Annotated in this window: 17 protein-coding genes; 5 read left to right on the top strand and 12 right to left on the bottom strand. The window is 61.0% G+C overall.

The window, feature by feature from the left end:
• Nucleotides 1–14: 14 nt before the first annotated feature.
• On the top strand, nt 15–1,244 hold the full coding sequence (locus tag ABD653_RS10375) for an acetyl-CoA C-acetyltransferase (protein ID WP_160778610.1): 1,230 nt from the start codon (nt 15–17) through the stop codon (nt 1,242–1,244).
• Between the two features lie 13 nt (nt 1,245–1,257).
• Nucleotides 1,258–2,109, top strand: a complete 852-nt coding sequence (locus ABD653_RS10370; RefSeq protein ID WP_160778609.1) for an HTD2 family dehydratase — start codon at nt 1,258–1,260, stop codon at nt 2,107–2,109.
• Here the strand turns inward: ABD653_RS10370 and ppk2 are convergent.
• Nucleotides 2,106–2,885 (bottom strand): polyphosphate kinase 2, encoded by a 780-nt coding sequence (ppk2, locus tag ABD653_RS10365; RefSeq protein ID WP_160778608.1) that lies wholly within the window; start codon nt 2,883–2,885, stop codon nt 2,106–2,108. The genes ABD653_RS10370 and ppk2 overlap by 4 nt on opposite strands.
• Before the next feature lie 56 nt (nt 2,886–2,941).
• Between ppk2 and phhA the strand changes: the two genes are divergently transcribed.
• Complete coding sequence (gene phhA, locus ABD653_RS10360; protein ID WP_199801088.1) at nt 2,942–3,883, top strand: phenylalanine 4-monooxygenase; 942 nt, start codon at nt 2,942–2,944, stop codon at nt 3,881–3,883.
• Between the two features lie 84 nt (nt 3,884–3,967).
• Here phhA and ABD653_RS10355 read toward each other — a convergent pair whose 3' ends face one another.
• The 5 genes from ABD653_RS10355 to ABD653_RS10335 all read right to left on the bottom strand — a co-directional run bounded on the left by ABD653_RS10355 (nt 3,968) and on the right by ABD653_RS10335 (nt 9,585).
• A complete protein-coding gene (locus ABD653_RS10355) occupies nt 3,968–4,222 on the bottom strand; it encodes a hypothetical protein (protein WP_160778607.1) in 255 nt (84 codons plus the stop codon).
• A 79-nt stretch (nt 4,223–4,301) separates the two neighbouring features.
• A complete protein-coding gene (locus tag ABD653_RS10350; RefSeq protein ID WP_344705363.1) occupies nt 4,302–4,538 on the bottom strand; it encodes a hypothetical protein in 237 nt (78 codons plus the stop codon).
• A gap of 101 nt (nt 4,539–4,639) precedes the next feature.
• Nucleotides 4,640–5,497 (bottom strand): undecaprenyl-diphosphate phosphatase, encoded by an 858-nt coding sequence (locus ABD653_RS10345; protein WP_160778605.1) that lies wholly within the window; start codon nt 5,495–5,497, stop codon nt 4,640–4,642.
• A gap of 65 nt (nt 5,498–5,562) precedes the next feature.
• Nucleotides 5,563–7,713 carry a M13 family metallopeptidase gene (locus ABD653_RS10340; RefSeq protein ID WP_160778604.1) on the bottom strand — a complete coding sequence of 717 codons (2,151 nt, stop codon included), beginning with the start codon at nt 7,711–7,713 and terminating at the stop codon, nt 5,563–5,565.
• Nucleotides 7,714–7,845: 132 nt separating this feature from the next.
• Complete coding sequence (locus tag ABD653_RS10335) at nt 7,846–9,585, bottom strand: ABC transporter transmembrane domain-containing protein (RefSeq protein WP_234032261.1); 1,740 nt, start codon at nt 9,583–9,585, stop codon at nt 7,846–7,848.
• 240 nt (nt 9,586–9,825) lie between these two features.
• On the opposite strand from ABD653_RS10335, the gene ABD653_RS10330 reads away from it, so the two are divergent.
• Nucleotides 9,826–11,061: a polyhydroxyalkanoate depolymerase gene (locus ABD653_RS10330; RefSeq protein WP_160778602.1), complete on the top strand. Its 1,236-nt coding sequence runs from the start codon at nt 9,826–9,828 to the stop codon at nt 11,059–11,061.
• Between the two features lie 6 nt (nt 11,062–11,067).
• On the opposite strand, the gene ABD653_RS10325 is transcribed toward ABD653_RS10330, so the two are convergent.
• The 6 genes from ABD653_RS10325 to ABD653_RS10300 form a co-directional block, all read right to left on the bottom strand.
• Nucleotides 11,068–11,676 carry a DUF4126 domain-containing protein gene (locus ABD653_RS10325; protein WP_160778601.1) on the bottom strand — a complete coding sequence of 203 codons (609 nt, stop codon included), beginning with the start codon at nt 11,674–11,676 and terminating at the stop codon, nt 11,068–11,070.
• 90 nt (nt 11,677–11,766) lie between these two features.
• Nucleotides 11,767–12,348 carry a carboxymuconolactone decarboxylase family protein gene (locus ABD653_RS10320; protein WP_160778600.1) on the bottom strand — a complete coding sequence of 194 codons (582 nt, stop codon included), beginning with the start codon at nt 12,346–12,348 and terminating at the stop codon, nt 11,767–11,769.
• Nucleotides 12,348–13,526 (bottom strand): acetyl-CoA C-acyltransferase, encoded by a 1,179-nt coding sequence (locus ABD653_RS10315; protein ID WP_160778599.1) that lies wholly within the window; start codon nt 13,524–13,526, stop codon nt 12,348–12,350. The genes ABD653_RS10320 and ABD653_RS10315 overlap by 1 nt, the downstream gene beginning before the upstream one ends.
• Before the next feature lie 51 nt (nt 13,527–13,577).
• Nucleotides 13,578–14,027: a MaoC family dehydratase gene (locus tag ABD653_RS10310; protein ID WP_160778598.1), complete on the bottom strand. Its 450-nt coding sequence runs from the start codon at nt 14,025–14,027 to the stop codon at nt 13,578–13,580.
• Between the two features lie 127 nt (nt 14,028–14,154).
• Nucleotides 14,155–15,528, bottom strand: a complete 1,374-nt coding sequence (locus tag ABD653_RS10305) for a putative O-glycosylation ligase, exosortase A system-associated (protein WP_160778597.1) — start codon at nt 15,526–15,528, stop codon at nt 14,155–14,157.
• On the bottom strand, nt 15,525–15,671 hold the full coding sequence (locus ABD653_RS10300) for a hypothetical protein (RefSeq protein WP_199801087.1): 147 nt from the start codon (nt 15,669–15,671) through the stop codon (nt 15,525–15,527). The genes ABD653_RS10305 and ABD653_RS10300 overlap by 4 nt, the downstream gene beginning before the upstream one ends.
• 113 nt (nt 15,672–15,784) lie before the next feature.
• On the opposite strand from ABD653_RS10300, the gene ABD653_RS10295 reads away from it, so the two are divergent.
• The gene (locus ABD653_RS10295) at nt 15,785–17,014 is read left to right on the top strand and encodes a TIGR04063 family PEP-CTERM/XrtA system glycosyltransferase (RefSeq protein WP_160778596.1); all 1,230 of its coding nucleotides are present in this window, start codon (nt 15,785–15,787) and stop codon (nt 17,012–17,014) included.
• The last annotated feature ends 20 nt before the right edge of the window (nt 17,015–17,034 follow it).

Genomic DNA, 17,034 nt, shown 5'->3' with positions numbered 1-17,034 from the left:
CTGGACATTACATCATGACCCTACGCCGCGTTGCTATCTGCACCCCCTTGCGTACCCCCGTCGGCAAGTTCGGCGGCACCCTTGCCCCGATGGAGGCTGGCGCTCTGGGCGCGGTGATCCTGAAAGCGCTGATGGAGCGGAGCAAAATCGATCCGGCCCGCGTCGACGATGTGGTCTTCAGCCAAGGCTATGGCAGCGGCGAAGCGCCCTGCATCGGTCATTGGAGCTGGCTGGCGGCGGGCTTGCCGCTCGAAGTGCCCGGCTACCAGCTCGACCGGCGCTGCGGATCGGGCCTGCAGGCCATCGTCAACGCGGCCATGATGGTGCAGACCGGCGCGGCAGACGTGGTGGTCGCAGGCGGCGTCGAGAGCATGTCCAATGTCGAGCATTACACTACCAAGGCCCGCAAGGGCGCGCGAATGGGCGACATGGTGCTGTGGGACCGGCTAACGCGCGGTCGCTTGATGAGCCAGCCGATCGAACGCTTCGGCGTGATCAGCGGGATGATCGAGACGGCAGAGAACCTCGCCAGTGATTACGGCATCAGCCGCGAGGCCTGCGATGCATTCGCGGTCCGCAGCCACCAGAACGCCACCAAGGCATGGGCCGACGGCAAGTTCGATGCGCAATTGGTGCCGGTCGATGTACCGCAAAGGCGCGGCGATCCCGTCACCTTTTCGCACGACGAAGGCTACCGCGCCGATGCGACGATGGAATCGCTGGGTGCGCTCCGCGCGATCGAAGGCAAGCAGAACCCCGATGCAGTCGTGACCGCGGGCAATGCCAGCCAGCAAAACGATGCCGCCGCTGCGTGCCTGGTCGTGGCGGAGGACAAGGTGGAAGAACTGGGGCTGGAGCCGCTGCTGTGGTTCGAAGGCTGGGCTGCTGCAGGCTGTGACCCCAGCCGGATGGGCATTGGCCCGGTTCCGGCGGTCGAGCGGCTGTTTGCCCGCACCGGCAAGAGCTGGGACGATATCGGCCTGGTCGAACTCAATGAAGCTTTTGCGCCCCAAGCACTCGCGGTCCTGAAGGGCTGGGGCTGGTCGGAGGATGACAGCCGGCGCGAGATTGTGAACGTCAACGGATCGGGCATTTCGCTTGGCCACCCGATTGGTGCAACAGGAGGCCGCATCCTGGCCGATATGGCCCATGAAATGCACCGCCGCGAGGTGCGCTATGGCCTCGAGACCATGTGCATCGGCGGCGGACAGGGCATCGCCGCCATCTTCGAGCGCGCGGCCTGATGAGCTGGCCAATATGAGCAATTGGAATGCATGGATCGGGCGCGAGATGGCCCAGAGCGACACGCTTGATCACGCGCTCGCGCGGCGCTGGTGTGCGACCTTTGATCTCGAGATGCGGGACCGGGCAATGCCGCAGGGCATTCACCTGTGCCTCTGTACTCCTCAAGCGCCGTCCAATGCCTTGGGCGCAGACGGCCACCCGGCTCGCGATGATAGCGCTGACAGTTTCTTTCCGCCGATCCCGCTGCCCCGCCGGATGTGGGCCGCGAGCGAAATCGCCTTCCAGGCACCGCTGGAAATCGGCGCGGCAATCACGCGCACCAGCCGAATTGTTTCGGTCAGCGAAAAAGACGGAAAGAGCGGCAAGCTCGGCTTTGTCGAGGTCGAACATGTGACCATGGCGGGCGAGATCGAGGCTGTGCGCGAAACGCAAACGCTGGTCTATCGTGATGCCGCAGCGCCCGACGCTCCGCTCAGCCCGCCAGCGCCCGGTGAGGGAAAGTTCGACGCCAGTGATTGGGGCACAGTGCGAACATTCACACCCTCCGAAACTCTGCTGTTCCGCTATTCCGCGCTGACCTTCAACACCCACCGCATCCACTATGACGCCCCCTATGCCAGTGATGTGGAGCGCTATCGCGGGCTGGTCGTCCACGGGCCGCTGATTACCAGCCTGTTGCTCCAGCTCGTGGCGCAGGAATATGGCGACAACGCGCTGGCCGGCTTCGCCTTCCGCGCCATCAGCCCGGCCATTGCAGGCGAACCGCTGCATCTTGCCCTGAAACAAGGGAATAACGGACTGGAGCTTGGCGCTTTTGCTGCCGATGGCCGCCAAACGTTGAAGGCAAGCGCGACGCTTTCCTAGTCGACCGGATAATTGCTGATCGGATCGAGCACAGTGTAGCTTTCCTGCCGAGGCGCGCGGCCCAGCTCCGGAAACTCCAGCGGTTCAGGCTCGATATGCGTATCGGGCAAGCGATCGAGCAGATCGCGCACCAGCGTCAGCCGCCCGCGTTTCTGGTCGTTGAAATCGACCAGGGTCCACGGTGCATGGTCGTTATGTGTTGCTTCCAGCATCGCCTCGCGCGCCTCGGTATAGGCATCGTATTTTTCGCGCGCGGCTAGATCGATCGGCGAGAGTTTCCAGCGTTTGAGCGGATCTTCCAGCCGTTCGGCCAGGCGCTCTTCCTGGTTTTCCTGATCGGTCGTCAGCCAGTATTTGCACAACAGGATGCCATCATCGACCAGCATGCGTTCGAACCGGGGCGCTTCGTCGAGAAAGCTGGCGACCTGCTGGTCGTCAGCGAAGCCCATCACCTGCTCGACACCGGCGCGATTGTACCAGCTGCGATCAAACAGTACGATTTCCCCTGCGGCAGGCAGATGTGCGACATAGCGCTGGAAATACCATTGCGTGCGCTCGGTCTCATTGGGTTTGGAAAGCGCCACCACGCGGCATTGGCGCGGATTGAGGCGCTGGCTTACCGCGCGAATCGCACCGCCCTTGCCCGCCGTATCGCGCCCTTCGAAAATGACACAGATGCGCGCACCGGTCACCCGCGCCCAACGGGCCATGGAGACCAGCTCTTCCTCCATCGGTTCAAGCAGCTTTTCATAATGCTTCTTTTTCAGCTTGCCCAAAACCCTCTCCTCGATTGAAACTGTACCAACCCCATGATATGGTTACAGTTGAAACTATGGCGACTCTAGCAGAACCAGAACAGGACTTTAGCGTCCTGCCCGAAATGCCCGCGGATGTCTTTACTGCGCCGCTGCAGAAGCCCGACCATGTCGGCGAGGATTGGCTCGAGCCGTCGCAAACGCAATACTCCAGCGATGATGACGCGGTCTGGGACGATCTGTTCGCACGGCAGATGGATGTGCTTCCAGGCCGGGCCGCCAGCGCCTTTCTGGCAGGTCTCGACAAGCTCGATCTGGGCAAGGGAGGCGTGCCCGATTTCAAGGCCATGTCCGAAGAGCTGGACCGGCTGACCGGATGGAGCGTCGTCCCCGTCCCGATGCTGATCCCCGATCACGTGTTTTTCTGGCACTTGGCCAATCGCCGTTTCCCGGCGGGGAATTTCATCCGCACCCGCGAAACCTTCGATTACATCCAGGAACCGGATGTGTTCCATGATGTGTTCGGCCATGTGCCGATGCTGACCGATCCGACTTTTGCCGATTACATGCAGGAATATGGCCGGGCCGGGTGGAAGGCGATGCGATACAACCGGCTCAAGGCCCTCGGCTCGCTATACTGGTATACAGTCGAATTCGGCCTGATCGAGGAGGCGCCCGGCGACATCCGGGCCTATGGCGCAGGGATCCTGTCCGGCCCGACAGAGGCGGTATTTGCAGTCGAGGCGGAAAGCCCCAACCGGATCATGCTCAATGTCGACCGCGTCATGCGCACCGACTACGTGATCAGTGACCTGCAGCCGACCTATTTTGTGATCGAGAGTTTCGAAGACCTGTTCCGCCAGACGGTGGAGCGTGATTTCGACCGGCTCTATCGCAACCTGCCGCCGGCCTTCACCTATGCCAATTCAGCCGTGATCGATGTCGATTACGTGGTGAACCGGGGCACCCAGGAATATTTGCTTCGCGGCGGGCGCGGTTCCGGGGCCGAGCCTGTCTGAATCTTGTTGCGCGCGGTTTTGTAGCACCTAAACGAAAGGGGCGCCGGTTTTCACCGACGCCCCCTTGTTCAAAACAGATACGACTTACGGCGTGTCCATGTCGTCAGCAGTTTCCTCCATGGATTCTTCCATGGCATCAGTCTGGTCGTCCATAGCGTCGGCCTGATCTTCAGTGATCTGGCCACTTTCTTCCATGGCGTCGACAGCGTTATCACGCGTATCTTCCATAGCTTCTGCTTCGTCTTCCATGGCGTTTTCTGCGGCGCTGTCACATGCAGCGAGGCTCAGACCCATGGCGGCGACCGACGCGATAGCTGCGCCCTTGATAGTGAACTTCATTTCCATCTTCCCCTTCTTAGTAGGAAGCGCTGCATAGCATGCTCTTCCAACTTGATAAGTCAAAAAGCACTGAATTGTCTCAACGCACCAGATCGCCCTGCACGGCCATGGACACTACCAAACAAGCCGCCGCACCAAATGCGCCGATCAAGATCGTTTCCGGACTAAGAGAATTGGGCACCAGCTTCTGGCTGACAACGCCGAAGCTCAACAATGCGCCGACGATGCCGATCGCGATGTTAGTCAGGCTCTTTCGGACAGAATCCTGTCGCATCATAATCGATGCGAGCCATCCGATTGCTGCGCCTATTGTCATCAATACAAGTAAAGCCATTGTCCGCCATGCTGTTTCTGCCCCCTCGGAACCTAAACGACACGTATCGTCATTGGTTCCGTCAGAGGCAGTCCTGCTACCTTCTAGAAAAAGGCAAGCAAGGCACAGCCCATGGCAACGCGATAGACCACAAACACCATCATTGAGGCCCGCTTCAGGAAATTCATCAGGAACGCCATGGTGGCGAAAGCTGCGATAAAGGTCAGCACGCCGGCAATCAGCGCATCGAGCGCCAGGGCGCTGCCAGCTTCGAAGATCTCGGGAACGATCAGTACGCCCGCACCTGCAACAGCCGGGATCGAGAGCAGGAAGGAAAAGCGTGCAGCCTCGACCCGCGTGTATCCCAGCACCCGCGCCGCAGTCATGGTGACACCCGAACGGCTGGTGCCGGGGATGATGGCAAGCGCTTGCGCGATGCCGACGATCAGGCCGTCGCGCCAGCTCATATCTTCAAATTTCTTGACTTCCTTGCCAAGCCAATCGGCCAGGCCGAGCGCGATGCCATAGACGATCAGGTTGAAAGCGATGAGATCGGTAAAGCGGATCGAGCTCATCAGGTCGCCATCGATAATCGTGATGTTGAACCAGTCTTCAGCGATCGCGTTGAACGCGCCCATCTTGATTGCGAGACCAAACGCAACGGCAGGAATGGTGCCGAGCACGATCCACCAGAACAGCCGCCGTTCAGAAGGCGCATCGGCGCGGTCAGCACCGACGCCGATGCTGGCAAACCCGCCCCGTGCGAGCGTGAGCACATCCTTGAAAAAATAGACAATGATCGCGAGCAGAGAACCGACATGCACCGCGACATCGATTAGCGGCCCTTGGTCCGGAAATTCGGTGAAATTGGGGATCAGGATCAGGTGTCCCGACGAAGAAATCGGCAGGAATTCGGTGATCCCCTGGACCACTGCGATGATAAGGAGCTGCAGAAATGTCATGGCCCCCGCTCCATGGATGAAGTGGGGGCCATGTCAATTCGTTTACGCGCAGGCGCGCCGGGAAATCACCAGATGCGCACGCGCTCTTCCGGCGGCAGGTACATTGCGTCACCCTCGGTCACGCCAAAGGCTTCATACCAGGCATCAATATTCCGCACGACGCCATTGACGCGGTATTCTTCCGGGCTGTGCGCTCCGGTGCGCAAACGCAGGCGGTAATTCTCTTCGCGCTGTGCCGAACGCCACACTTGCGCCCAGGCGAGGAAGAAGCGCTGATCACCGGTGAAACCGTCGATCACCGGCACATCCACATCCTTGGTCGCGATCTTGTAGGCACGATACGCCAGGCTGAGCCCGCCAACATCGCCGATATTCTCGCCCAGGGTCAGGCGGCCGTTGACGCAGGTTTCGCCGTCATCGAACGGGCAGAACGAAGAATATTGCGCGACCAGCTTGTCGCCGCGTTCGTCAAAAGCGGCCCGGTCTTCGTCGGTCCACCAATTGCGCAGCTTGCCGGTGCCATCGGACTTGGACCCCTGATCGTCGAAGCCGTGGCCGATTTCATGCCCGATCACCCCGCCAATCGCGCCGTAATTGACCGCGATATCCGCACCCAGTCCGAAGAAAGGCTGCTGCAGAATGGCGGCCGGGAACACGATCTCGTTCTTGGTCGGGTTGTAGTAGGCGTTGACGGTCTGCGGAGTCATGAACCATTCGGTCCGGTCGATCGGTCCGCCCAGCTTGGCGATGTTATCCTGCAGCTGCCAAGCCTGCGCCGCGATCGAGTTGGCGAGCGGGTTGTCCGCCGTGATCGCCAGCCCTTCATAGGTTTCGAGATTGTCACGATAGCCGATCTTGGGATCGAAACTGTCGAGCTTGGCCTTGGCTTCAACCTTGGTCTGTGCGCCCATCCAGTCGATTTCTTCGATCGATTGCGCCATCGCGATACGCAGGTTTGCGACCAGCTTGTCCATCGCAGCCTTGTTCTCGGCCGGGAAATAACGCTCGACATAGCTCTTGCCGACCAGTTCACCCAAGGATCCTTCGGTCGCATCGATGGCGCGTTTCCAGCGCGGGCGTTGTTCTGGCGTACCGCGCAGCTTCTTGCCGTAAAACTCGAAACTCGCCTTGTCGAAACGGGTCGGCAAGACGGAGGCATTGTCGGACAGGAATTCCTTGATCGTCCACGCCTGAAGGGTGGCAACATCCATATTGCTCAGCACGTCGAACATGCCGGGCAGGCCCTTGCCGATCTTGGCAACTGTCGCCTCGTCGAGGCCCAATTCCTTGATCCGCTCCTCGCTCGGCGGCATCGAGCTGACGACATAGATCGGCGATTTGGAGAAGCCGATTGCGTCCATAATGGCGTTGACCGGCACATCGCCCGCCATCGCTGCCATCTCTTCCTTGGTCACGGCGTTATAGGTGAGGTCGCGATTGCGGCTGACCGTGCGGTCCCACATCACTTCGCGCGCCAACCGGTCTTCAAACGCATAAACAGCAATGGCCGCAGCGGCCGGATCGGCATAGCCCGCCTCGCCGAACAGGAAGGTCAGATACTCCTTGTAGAGCTTTTGCGTCTCCAGCCCTTTTTCGCTGGTATCGGTGTAATAGTCGCGATCCGGCAGGCCCAGTCCGCCAATCCCGATATAGGCGACATAGCGGTCCGGCTGCTTCGCATCGACATTCACAAATCCGCCGATGGGCGAGGAAAATCCGGGAGTGGCCCACAGATTGGCCAGATCACCGAGCGTATTCGCCGCCACGATCTGGTTGATATAGCCCTGCGCCGGGGCGAGATCGGCCGCGTCAATCGCGGCGGTGTCGAGATACGCATTGTGCGCGTTCACAATCCTGCTCTCGTCATTGGACAGACTGGCCGGATCTTTCGCAACCAATTCGTCGATCAGGGCCTTCACATCTGTCGTGCTCTTTTCACGGAGCAGATTGAAAGCGCCAAAGCGGCTAAATTCGGCCGGCAGCGGATTGGCATCGAGCCACTTCTGGTTGACGTATTTGAAGAAGTCGTCGCCCGGATCGACATCCTGCGAGATCAGCGCCGGATCGACACCCCATTCGCCAAAACTCATGGTCGGCGTCGTTGGTTCGGCAGCGGCGGCCGCGGTTTCATCGGCCGGCTGGCTTTCGGCCAGTGCAGGGGTGGCCAGGGCAAGCGCAAATACGCTCGCGGTGGATGCGATTACGGTACGGATCATGGGAGAGCCCCCTCTCGAGTGTCGGTCAATCCGGCGCGACCTGCCGGAGTTTCATGCGAGCGGGCATAGCGCAGACCGCCGGACAATGCAGTCATTTGTCGGCTGGCAACGCCCTTGATCGAAAAAAGGCGGCTACTCGGCGGCTTCGCTGGGCGGTACATCGAACTGCAGCTGGGCCAGGCGAGCATAGAGACCGCCCGCCGCCTTCAGCTGGGCATGAGTGCCCTGTTCGACAATCTGCCCGCTCTCCATCACTACGATCCGGTCGGCAGCGCGAACGGTGGCAAGACGATGCGCAATCACCAGCGTCGTACGATCGCGCATCAAGTGGTCGAGCGCATCCTGCACCAGCCGTTCGCTTTCCGCATCCAGCGCGCTGGTCGCCTCGTCCAGCAACAGGATCGGGGCATCGCGCAACAGCGCCCGGGCAATCGCCACGCGCTGCTGCTGGCCGCCTGACAGGCGGGTGCCATCTTCGCCCAGGAACGTGTCGAGCCCTTCGGGCAGCTCCCGCAGAAATTCCTCGGCATTGGCAGCGCGGGCGGCATCCCATATCTGTTCGTCGCTCGCGTCCCAATTGCCGTAACGCAGATTGTCGCGCGCATCGGCGCTGAACAGCACGCCATCCTGCGGCACAAACGCCATTCGCTCCCGTATTTCGCGTGGATCGACCCCGGTCAGGGGAATTCCGTCAAGCCGGACGGTGCCGACCTGCGGATCATAGAACCGCTCCACCAGCTGGAAAATCGTCGATTTGCCTGCACCCGATGGGCCCACGATGGCAACCGTCTCGCCCGGCTCTACTTCCAGCGTGAAATCCTTCAGTGCGGCAGTTTCGGGCCGGGTCGGGTAACGGAACGTGACATTGCGGAACGACAAATTGCCGCGTGCCGGCCTGGGCAGCGCTTGCGGGCGTTCGGGCGCAGCAATCAGCGGTTGGGAAACCAGCAATTCATTGAGACGGCTGGCCGCCCCGGCCCCGCGCAGCAAATCGCCATAGACCTCTGTCAGCGCGCCGAAGGCCCCGGCAACAAGGCCCCCCGTAATCACGAAGGCCGCGATCGTGCCGCCGGATATGTCGCCCTGGCTCACGCCAACAGCGCCGCGCCACATCAGCAAGGTGATCGAGCCGAAGATTAGCAGGATAATCACCGACGTCATCGCCGCCCGCAGCAGGATGCGGCGCTTCGCAACGGTGAAAATCTGTTCGACCGCCTCGCCAAACCGGCTTTCTTCGCGCTTTTCCTGGCCGAAGGACTGGACCACTTTCATGGCCGAGAGCACTTCGGTCACCATCGCGCCGACATCGGCGACGCGATCCTGGCTGGTCCGCGAAACATTGCGCAGGCGCCTGCCGAACACCGTGATCGGAATGACCACGGCAGGGATCACCAATGCCATGCCGGCCGTCAGCGACGGCGCGAGATAGAACAGATAGACTGTGCCTCCGATCGCCATCAGCACATTGCGCAAGGCGACCGAAACGGTGGTGCCCACCACCTGTTCGATGATCGCGGTGTCGCTGGTCATCCGGCTGGAAATTTCCTTGGGGCTGTTCTCTTCGTAGAAGCCTGGCTCCTGCCGTAGCAGGTTCTGGTGCACCTTGACCCGGATATCGGCGACAACCCTTTCACCCAGCCAGCTTACGAAATAGAACCGCAGCGCTGTGCCGACGGACAGCACCCCGACGATCATCAGCAAATACTGGAACCAACGGCCGACATCCGCCGGGTCACCGCCAGTGCCGAAACCGCGATCAATAATCAGCTTGAAACCGGCAGGGATCGCCAATGTCGCCCCGGCTGTGATCAGCAAGGCAAGGAAAGCCAGCGCAACTTTGTCCGGGTATTTCGCCGCTTCGCGATAGATCATCTTGAGCGGCCCGAGCGAGCGGCGCTTGGGTTCCGCACCTTCGTCGGGCTCGCCTTCGAACAGGCGGCGTTCTTCTGCAGTGGTCTCGATGTCAGCCATGAGCGCCCGCGCCTAGCTCCCCCGCGTCACAAAATCCACACATCAGCGGCGAATTCAGGTTTTGTGCATTGCACAATAGCTAGATTGTGGTCACACAGGCCGAAATCAAGGGCTGGCAAGAGCTCAAGCAGGGGACATATTTTGCTTTATCACGCCTATGAAATGCAGCGCAGCTGGATGAATTCCGTCAGCTCGTGGGCGTCGATCAACGCCTCGCTGATTTCCAATCCGGCCAATCCGTTTGCGAAAATGGGCGTAATGCCGATGGCGGCAAACGCGCTCGACGTTCTTGCCCACGCGACGGCCGATTACGGCAAACCGGCCTTTGGCATCACCGAAGTCGATATCGACGGCCAACTCTATCCTGTGATCGAAGCTACCGTGGTCAATCGCCCGTTTGGCGACCTCAAGCGCTTCCGCCTCGATGGTGTCGACGATACCCGCCCGAAGCTCCTGATCGCCGCACCGATGAGCGGACACTACGCCACGCTGCTGCGCGGTACGGTCGAGCGGATGCTCCAGCAATACGAGGTTTACATTACCGACTGGGCCGATGCCGCGACGGTGCCGGTGCACGAAGGGAGCTTCGATCTCGACGATTACATCGATTACCTGATGGAATTCCTCGAATATATCGAAGGGGTCAATCCCGGCCAACGCCCGCACATGATGGCGGTGTGCCAGCCGTCGGTGCCCGCCTTTGCAGCAACCGCGCTGCTGAACCAGCATAAATCACCGGCAGCCCCGGCGACGCTGACCATGATGGGCGGCCCGATCGATACGCGCGAAAGCCCGACCACGGTCAATGATCATGCCATGAACCGCCCGATCCAATGGTTCCGACAGAACGTGATCACCTCAGTGCCGATGAAATATCGCGGCGCGGGGCGGAAGGTCTATCCCGGTTTCATGCAGCTTTCCGCGTTCATAAGCATGAACCTGCAAAGCCACATGATGAGCCATTACGAGATGTTCAAACACCTGACCGCCGGTGACGATGCCAGCGCGCAAGCGACCAAGGATTTCTACGACGAATATCGCGCCGTGTGCGACATGACGGCGGAGTTTTACCTGCAAACGGTCGAGGAAGTGTTCCAGAAACACTCGATCCCCAACGGCACGTTCGAGCATAAGGGCGAAGTGGTCGACCTGACCCAGATAACCAATACAGCCCTGCTCGCCATCGAAGGCGAACGCGACGATATTTCAGGCCTCGGCCAGACCAAGGCGGCTCTGAAGCTGGCGACCGGCCTGAAGGACGACAAGAAGCGCTATTACATGGCCGAAGGCGCCGGCCATTACGGCATCTTCAACGGCAGCCGCTGGCGCGACAAGGTGGCACCGGTGGTGGAAGAGTTTGTGGCGGCACACGGCTAGCAAGAGCTAGTTTGGTGGTCGTTCAACCTTGGGCGAGCGCACGAAGATTCGCTTGATCACCCGCCGTGCCCATAGCAGCAGCGCGATGACCAGGCCGAGCAGCACCAGGGCCACGCCGCCTGCCGCGAGCGGGTATTCATAGGCAGTGTAGAGCAGCCCGGCGGTTGCCACATCCTCGACCGTAGACACTGCAACATTACTGACCGGTTCGGGGCTGGCATTGACCACGGCGCGCGCGCTCGCCTTGCCGCCATGGGCCACGAAAGAAGCGCCCCCGCCCAGGATGAAGGCAATCACCTGCATGGCCGGATCGGACGGATCGACAATCGCCAGTGCCAACAGCGCCCCGCCGACGGGGCGGATCGCGGTGTGGATCGTGTCCCAGAGGGAATCGAGCCACATCACCTTGTCGGCGAAGAACTCCGCCAGCGCGGCGATCGCGGCAATCCCCATCACCCACGGATTGGCGAGGACGGTCAGGCTTTCCAGATGTTCGGGCAAAGGCAGTGCGCCCAGTCGCATAGCCAGCCCGGTGCCGAAAATGCACAAATAGAGCCGCCAGCCCGCCAACAGGCTGACGCTTCCCGCGATCCCGATGATTTCCATGATCCCCATGAGCCCGTGTTAGCCTCAAACGCCGGCAGATGCATCCGCATCTTTGGCTTTCCTCGCATCGGCTCGGGCGGGCGGTCGCCCTTGCGCCAGTCAGGCCTTCAGATCGGGATCAGCCTCGTCGCCGTCTTCCAGCTGGATGCCGAAGCTGTTCAGCATCATCGAAACCTGGGTGTACTGGCCGACGGTAAAGACCAGGTCCATCCGTCCCTTGTCGCCTAGCTCCTCCAGCTGAGCCCAGGTCGCATCCGACACAAAATGGTTGGCGACCAGTTCGTCGCTCGCGCGCAACATTGCACCTTCCAGCGTCGTCCAGCCTGGCGCATCCGGCCCCTGCTTGATCCGCTCGATCTCGTCCGGGGTTAGGCCGCACGCCTTGCCGATCCGGGTATGCTGGGCGAATTCATAGCCCGATTTGCAATTCCAGCCGGTGCGCAGGATCACCATTTCGCGCTCCCGCTCGGGCAGGGCGTTGCGGCGCGAGAGGATATAGTTCCCCCACGCAAGGAAGCCCGCCATCGCCTTGGGCGCGCGGACCAGAGTGCGGAAAATATTGAGAACCCTGCCCCCGCCGACCTTGTTGGAAGGATCGGTAAAGGGGGCCAGGGCCTCACGCTGCGTCTCGTCGAGCCGATCAAGATCGACCGGCTCGATCCGAGGACGCGTCAGGCGCATCAGAAGATCTCGAACAGACCTGCTGCGCCCATGCCGCCGCCGACACACATGGTGACGACAGCATATTTGGCACCGCGGCGCTTGCCTTCCAGCAGTGCGTGGCCGGTGCAGCGTGCGCCGGTCATGCCGTACGGGTGGCCGATCGAGATCGAGCCGCCATTGACGTTGAGCTTGTCGTTATCGATGCCCAGCTTGTCGCGGCAGTAAAGCACCTGCACAGCGAAGGCTTCGTTCAGTTCCCACAGGCCGATATCGTCCATGGTCAGGTCGAAACGCTTGAGCAGTTTCGGGATCGCATAGACCGGGCCGATACCCATCTCGTCAGGCTCCGTGCCAGCCACGGCCATGCCGACATAGCGGCCGAGCGGAGTCAGCCCCTTCTTCGCGGCAACGGCAGCCTCCATGACGACAACAGCAGCCGAGCCGTCAGACAGCTGGCTGGCATTGCCGGCTGTGATCGTAGTGCCCGGGCCGAGCACCGGCTGCAGGCCCTGAAGGCCTTCCAGCGTGGTCGAGGGGCGATTGCCCTCATCCTTGGCGATAGTGACTTCCTGTTCGGAAACCTCGCCGCTTTCCTTGTCCTTCACCATGTGGGTGGTGGTGACGGAAACGATCTCGTCATCGAACAGGCCCGCTTCCTGTGCGGCGGCAGTGCGCTGCTGCGACTGGAGGCCGTATTCGTCCTGCGCTTCGCGGCTGATGCCGTAACGCTGGGCAACGGTTTCTGCGGTTTGCAGCATCGGCATGTAAATCGCGCCGTGCATGGCGACGAGCGACTTGTCCGGGGCGACGCGCATTTCGGGCGTCTGTACCAGGCTGATCGATTCCTGACCGCCTGCGGCAACCACATCCATCCGGTCCATCACGACCTGCTTGGAAGCGGTTGCAATCGACATCAGGCCCGAAGAGCACTGGCGATCAATTGTCATGCCGCTGGTAGTGATCGGGCAGCCGGCGCGCAGGGCAACCTGGCGCGCGAGATTGCCACCCTGGGTGCCCTGTTGCAGGGCAGAACCCCACAACACGTCATCGACTTCACCGGCTTCGATGCCGGCACGCTCGATCGCAGGAGCCAGCGCGTAGGACCCAAGCGTAGCGCCCGGCGTGGAATTGAATGCGCCCTTATAGGCTTTGCCCATACCGGTACGGGCGGTGGAAACGATGACTGCGTCGCGCATGGCGAACTCCTTGGAATAATGTGGTTCGGAATTGTCCCTGGGGAGGGGAAATTACACGAAGAACTGCGTGATCCACTCACACATCAGCGCGGGCTTGTCCTCGCCCTCGATCTCGATCGTGATTTCAGCGGTCTGCTGCCACTGGCCCGGACGCTTCTCGATCATTTCGACGAGCTTCCAATGGCCGCGAATGCGCTTACCAACACGAACCGGGGCGATGAACCGCGTTTTATTGCCGCCGTAATTTACGCCCATCTTCACGCCATCAATCTTCGGCATGTCGGAATTGGCGCTGAGATATGGGATCATCGACAAGGTCATGAAGCCATGCACGATCGTGCCGCCAAACGGCGTCATCTTGGCTTTTTCCTCGTCGATATGGATGAACTGGTGATCGCCGGTCGCGTCGGCGAACATGTTGACCTTGTCCTGGGTCATTTCGACCCATTCACTGGTGCCGATGTTCTCGCCGGTTTTTGCTGCGAGCTCTTGCGGTGTCATGCGCCTCTCCTGCTAGCTGTTCATGCGCGACTCCCTGTGAGGCGCGCTGCTTGCAGGCGTTCATGGCGGATAGATCGGGGGAGCGCAATGCGCAGCACGCTGCCCACCAACCTGCCGCTACGTCAGGCTAGGTCTGGCCCTGGATCGGCGTGGCAGCAGGTCCCTTCAAACGCGCACCAATCGGCACTTTGCCGGGCGAATCGAGCTGCTGGCAATAGGAATAGAGCGCGATCTGCAAGCCGATCAGCATCATCACGAAAGGCTGGTAGGCAATGCCCTGGAACAGCGCCCCGACCAGGTAGATCAAATGCGCATATTGCAGTGCGCTAGCCAAGGGTGCCTGCCATTGCTCGCCATCGCCGGTCTTCTTGCGCCAGCGGCGGCGGATTTTCTCCATCTGCCAGATGCCCAGCGCCTGCAGCCAGATCCACGCGATGAAGCCCGGATATCCCTGTTCACCCAAAACCTCGAAGAAGGCGGAGTGATAGGCGCGCGCTTCGTCGGTCACAGTCTCGTAGCGGACCGAGGTCATATTGCCCTCGCCCGTGCGGACCGGCATGCGATAGGTGAACTTGTTGGCACGGAAAGCGTCGAAGCCACCACCCGAGGGATTCTCGGCGACGTAGTCGAGCGTCCATTCCCATACCGCGATACGGGTCGATGCGCTTTCGTCACCGTCAGCACTTCCGATCGTCGACATGCGTTCATAATAGCTGGGCGGGACAAAGGGCAGCGCCATCACGCCCAAGGCCGCCCCTGCGATGATAAAGGCCGCGCGGTTCTTCACTTCGCGCAGCAGCAGCACCATCAACACTGCAATGCAGACCAGTCCGGTTCGCGCGACTGTCCCGACCGGGATCAGAAGGCAGGCAAAGATCAGGCAGTATGCGAACAGTTTTACCCGCCAGTCCGGCACGAAGATCGTGCCATGGCGGGTGAACCAGATAATCAGCGGGATGATGCCGACGGCGACAGTCGATAGGGTGGAGCTTTCATAGATGCCGCTATTGTCGTTCACGAACAGGGACAAGACGCCATAGCCCCCGCCCCCGGTCACAGTCTTGAGACCGCCCGAAATGATGATCGCGCCAACGCTGAGCACCATGACCAGCGCGGCTGCCTCCATCCGCAACCGGGTCGTAAGTGTGAAGGGCAGGAATATCGCGAAGAACAGTGCCTTCCAGACCCAGTCCCACTTGGTTCCCGCAGGCTCCGGAAAGGCGGAGCCCTGCAAGGTGTAGAAGCACCAGACCAGCAGGAACAACAGCAGCCCCTGCCGCAGGGTAAAGCGCAGGTTCTTCTTGCTGTCGGTCATCAGCCAGCCGCCAAAGGCCGCACAAAAGGCCACCAGTGAAATCGGGATGGTGCTGAAGAAGCCGAAAGCGATTTTCTGCGGAGCGAGAACATCAATATAGAGATAAGTCAGCACCCATAGAAACGGGCGCTTGAGGCCGAAGGCCAGGAACAGGCCGACAAAGCCGAGGAAGAACAGGTCCGTCATGCGTCCGGTCCAGCCTCACCGTCGGGCAAGGCCTGCTCTTCAGTGCCGATTTCTTCGCTGTCCAGATCTTGACGCGACAGCAGGCGCAGGCCCGCCAGCGCCAGCAGGCCATGCACCAGCAGAAGGGTGAACATATCAATCATGGCGCGACGAGTCTGGTCCTGCTGCAACACGTCCAACCATTTGCACGTGTAACCCGCGACTAGCAGCAGCGAGTTGACGCGGCGTTAAGCACGTATGGCCTAAAGGGGCCGGCATGACACGCGTGCTCCATGTTCTCGACCACTCGCTGCCGCTGCATAGCGGCTATACCTTCCGCACCCGCGCCATCCTGAAAGCACAGGAGGCGGCAGGGATCGAAGTGCGCGGCATCACCGGCCTGCGTCATAACGCCGACGGGCCGGACCGCGAGGATGCCGAAGGCCTGACATTCCATCGCACGCGCGGGGCCGCTTCAGGCCCGCCGGCGGTGCGCGAAATGCGCGAGATCGCCCGGCTTCAGGCCGCTATTGAAGCTATCGCTGCCGAATGGCGCCCCGACGTGTTGCACGCCCATTCGCCCGCTTTGTGCGGCATGGCTGCGGTGCGCGCCGGCGAAAAGCTGGGCATTCCTGTGGTCTATGAAATTCGTGCCTTCTGGGAAGATGCCGCTGTCGGCAACGGCACCGGCACTGAAGGCTCTTTCAAATACCGCCTGACCCGCGCGCTGGAAAACCGCGTGGTCGATCGTGCCGATGCGGTTTTCACCATTTGCGAGGGACTGCGTGACGATCTCGTTTCCCGCGGTTTCCCTGCCGGCAAGATCGGCATTTCGCCCAACGGGGTGGATATGTCCGTCTTTGGTGAACCCATTGCCCGTGACCAGGTTCTGGCCGACCAGCTGGGAATCGCCAGTGGCCCGGTGATCGGGTTTATCGGCAGCTTCTATGATTACGAAGGGCTCGACGATCTGATCGCCGCCATGCCGCTGTTACGCATGGAGCAGCCGGGTGCGCAATTGCTGCTGGTAGGTGGCGGGCCGATGGAGCGAGCCTTGCAAGAGCAGGCCGCAGCGAGCGGGGCCACCAGTGCCATCCATTTCACCGGCCGTGTGCCCCACGACCAGGTCGAGCGGTACTATTCACTGGTCGACATCCTGGCCTATCCGCGCAAGCAAAGCCGCCTGACGGACCTGGTCACGCCGCTCAAACCATTGGAAGCCATGGCGCAGCAGCGACTGGTTGCCGCATCAGATGTTGGCGGCCATCGTGAACTGATCCAAGACGGGGTGACCGGAGCCCTGTTTGCCCCTGACGAACCCCAGGCCATCGCCGATTCACTCGCCAGCCTCGCCAGCCATCGCGAGGGTTGGGATGCGATCCGTCAGCGCGCCGCCAGCCATGTTTCCCAGCAGCATGACTGGGCCCGCAACATTCATCGTTATCAAAGCGTTTACCATCATTTGCTAGCCAATGTGCCGAATGGACCAGTCCCCGAAGCTGCATAGGCGCAGCATCAGGCCTGGAC

This window comes from Parerythrobacter jejuensis (assembly GCF_039536765.1).
Taxonomy (GTDB): domain Bacteria; phylum Pseudomonadota; class Alphaproteobacteria; order Sphingomonadales; family Sphingomonadaceae; genus Parerythrobacter; species Parerythrobacter jejuensis.
The sequence above is the reverse complement of the archived record's forward strand: the minus strand, read 5'-3'. Positions and strand labels throughout refer to the sequence as shown.

Coding starts and splice junctions, on each gene's coding strand:
- ABD653_RS10375 (WP_160778610.1), top strand. CDS start 15: ATGACCCTACGCCGCGTTGCTATCTGCACCCCCTTGCGTACCCCCGTC.
- ABD653_RS10370 (WP_160778609.1), top strand. CDS start 1,258: ATGAGCAATTGGAATGCATGGATCGGGCGCGAGATGGCCCAGAGCGAC.
- phhA (WP_199801088.1), top strand. CDS start 2,942: ATGGCGACTCTAGCAGAACCAGAACAGGACTTTAGCGTCCTGCCCGAA.
- ABD653_RS10355 (WP_160778607.1), bottom strand. CDS start 4,222: ATGAAGTTCACTATCAAGGGCGCAGCTATCGCGTCGGTCGCCGCCATG.
- ABD653_RS10350 (WP_344705363.1), bottom strand. CDS start 4,538: ATGACAATAGGCGCAGCAATCGGATGGCTCGCATCGATTATGATGCGA.
- ABD653_RS10345 (WP_160778605.1), bottom strand. CDS start 5,497: ATGACATTTCTGCAGCTCCTTATCATCGCAGTGGTCCAGGGGATCACC.
- ABD653_RS10340 (WP_160778604.1), bottom strand. CDS start 7,713: ATGATCCGTACCGTAATCGCATCCACCGCGAGCGTATTTGCGCTTGCC.
- ABD653_RS10335 (WP_234032261.1), bottom strand. CDS start 9,585: ATGATCTATCGCGAAGCGGCGAAATACCCGGACAAAGTTGCGCTGGCT.
- ABD653_RS10325 (WP_160778601.1), bottom strand. CDS start 11,676: ATGGGGATCATGGAAATCATCGGGATCGCGGGAAGCGTCAGCCTGTTG.
- ABD653_RS10320 (WP_160778600.1), bottom strand. CDS start 12,348: ATGCGCCTGACGCGTCCTCGGATCGAGCCGGTCGATCTTGATCGGCTC.
- ABD653_RS10315 (WP_160778599.1), bottom strand. CDS start 13,526: ATGCGCGACGCAGTCATCGTTTCCACCGCCCGTACCGGTATGGGCAAA.
- ABD653_RS10310 (WP_160778598.1), bottom strand. CDS start 14,027: ATGACACCGCAAGAGCTCGCAGCAAAAACCGGCGAGAACATCGGCACC.
- ABD653_RS10305 (WP_160778597.1), bottom strand. CDS start 15,528: ATGACGGACCTGTTCTTCCTCGGCTTTGTCGGCCTGTTCCTGGCCTTC.
- ABD653_RS10300 (WP_199801087.1), bottom strand. CDS start 15,671: ATGATTGATATGTTCACCCTTCTGCTGGTGCATGGCCTGCTGGCGCTG.
- ABD653_RS10295 (WP_160778596.1), top strand. CDS start 15,785: ATGACACGCGTGCTCCATGTTCTCGACCACTCGCTGCCGCTGCATAGC.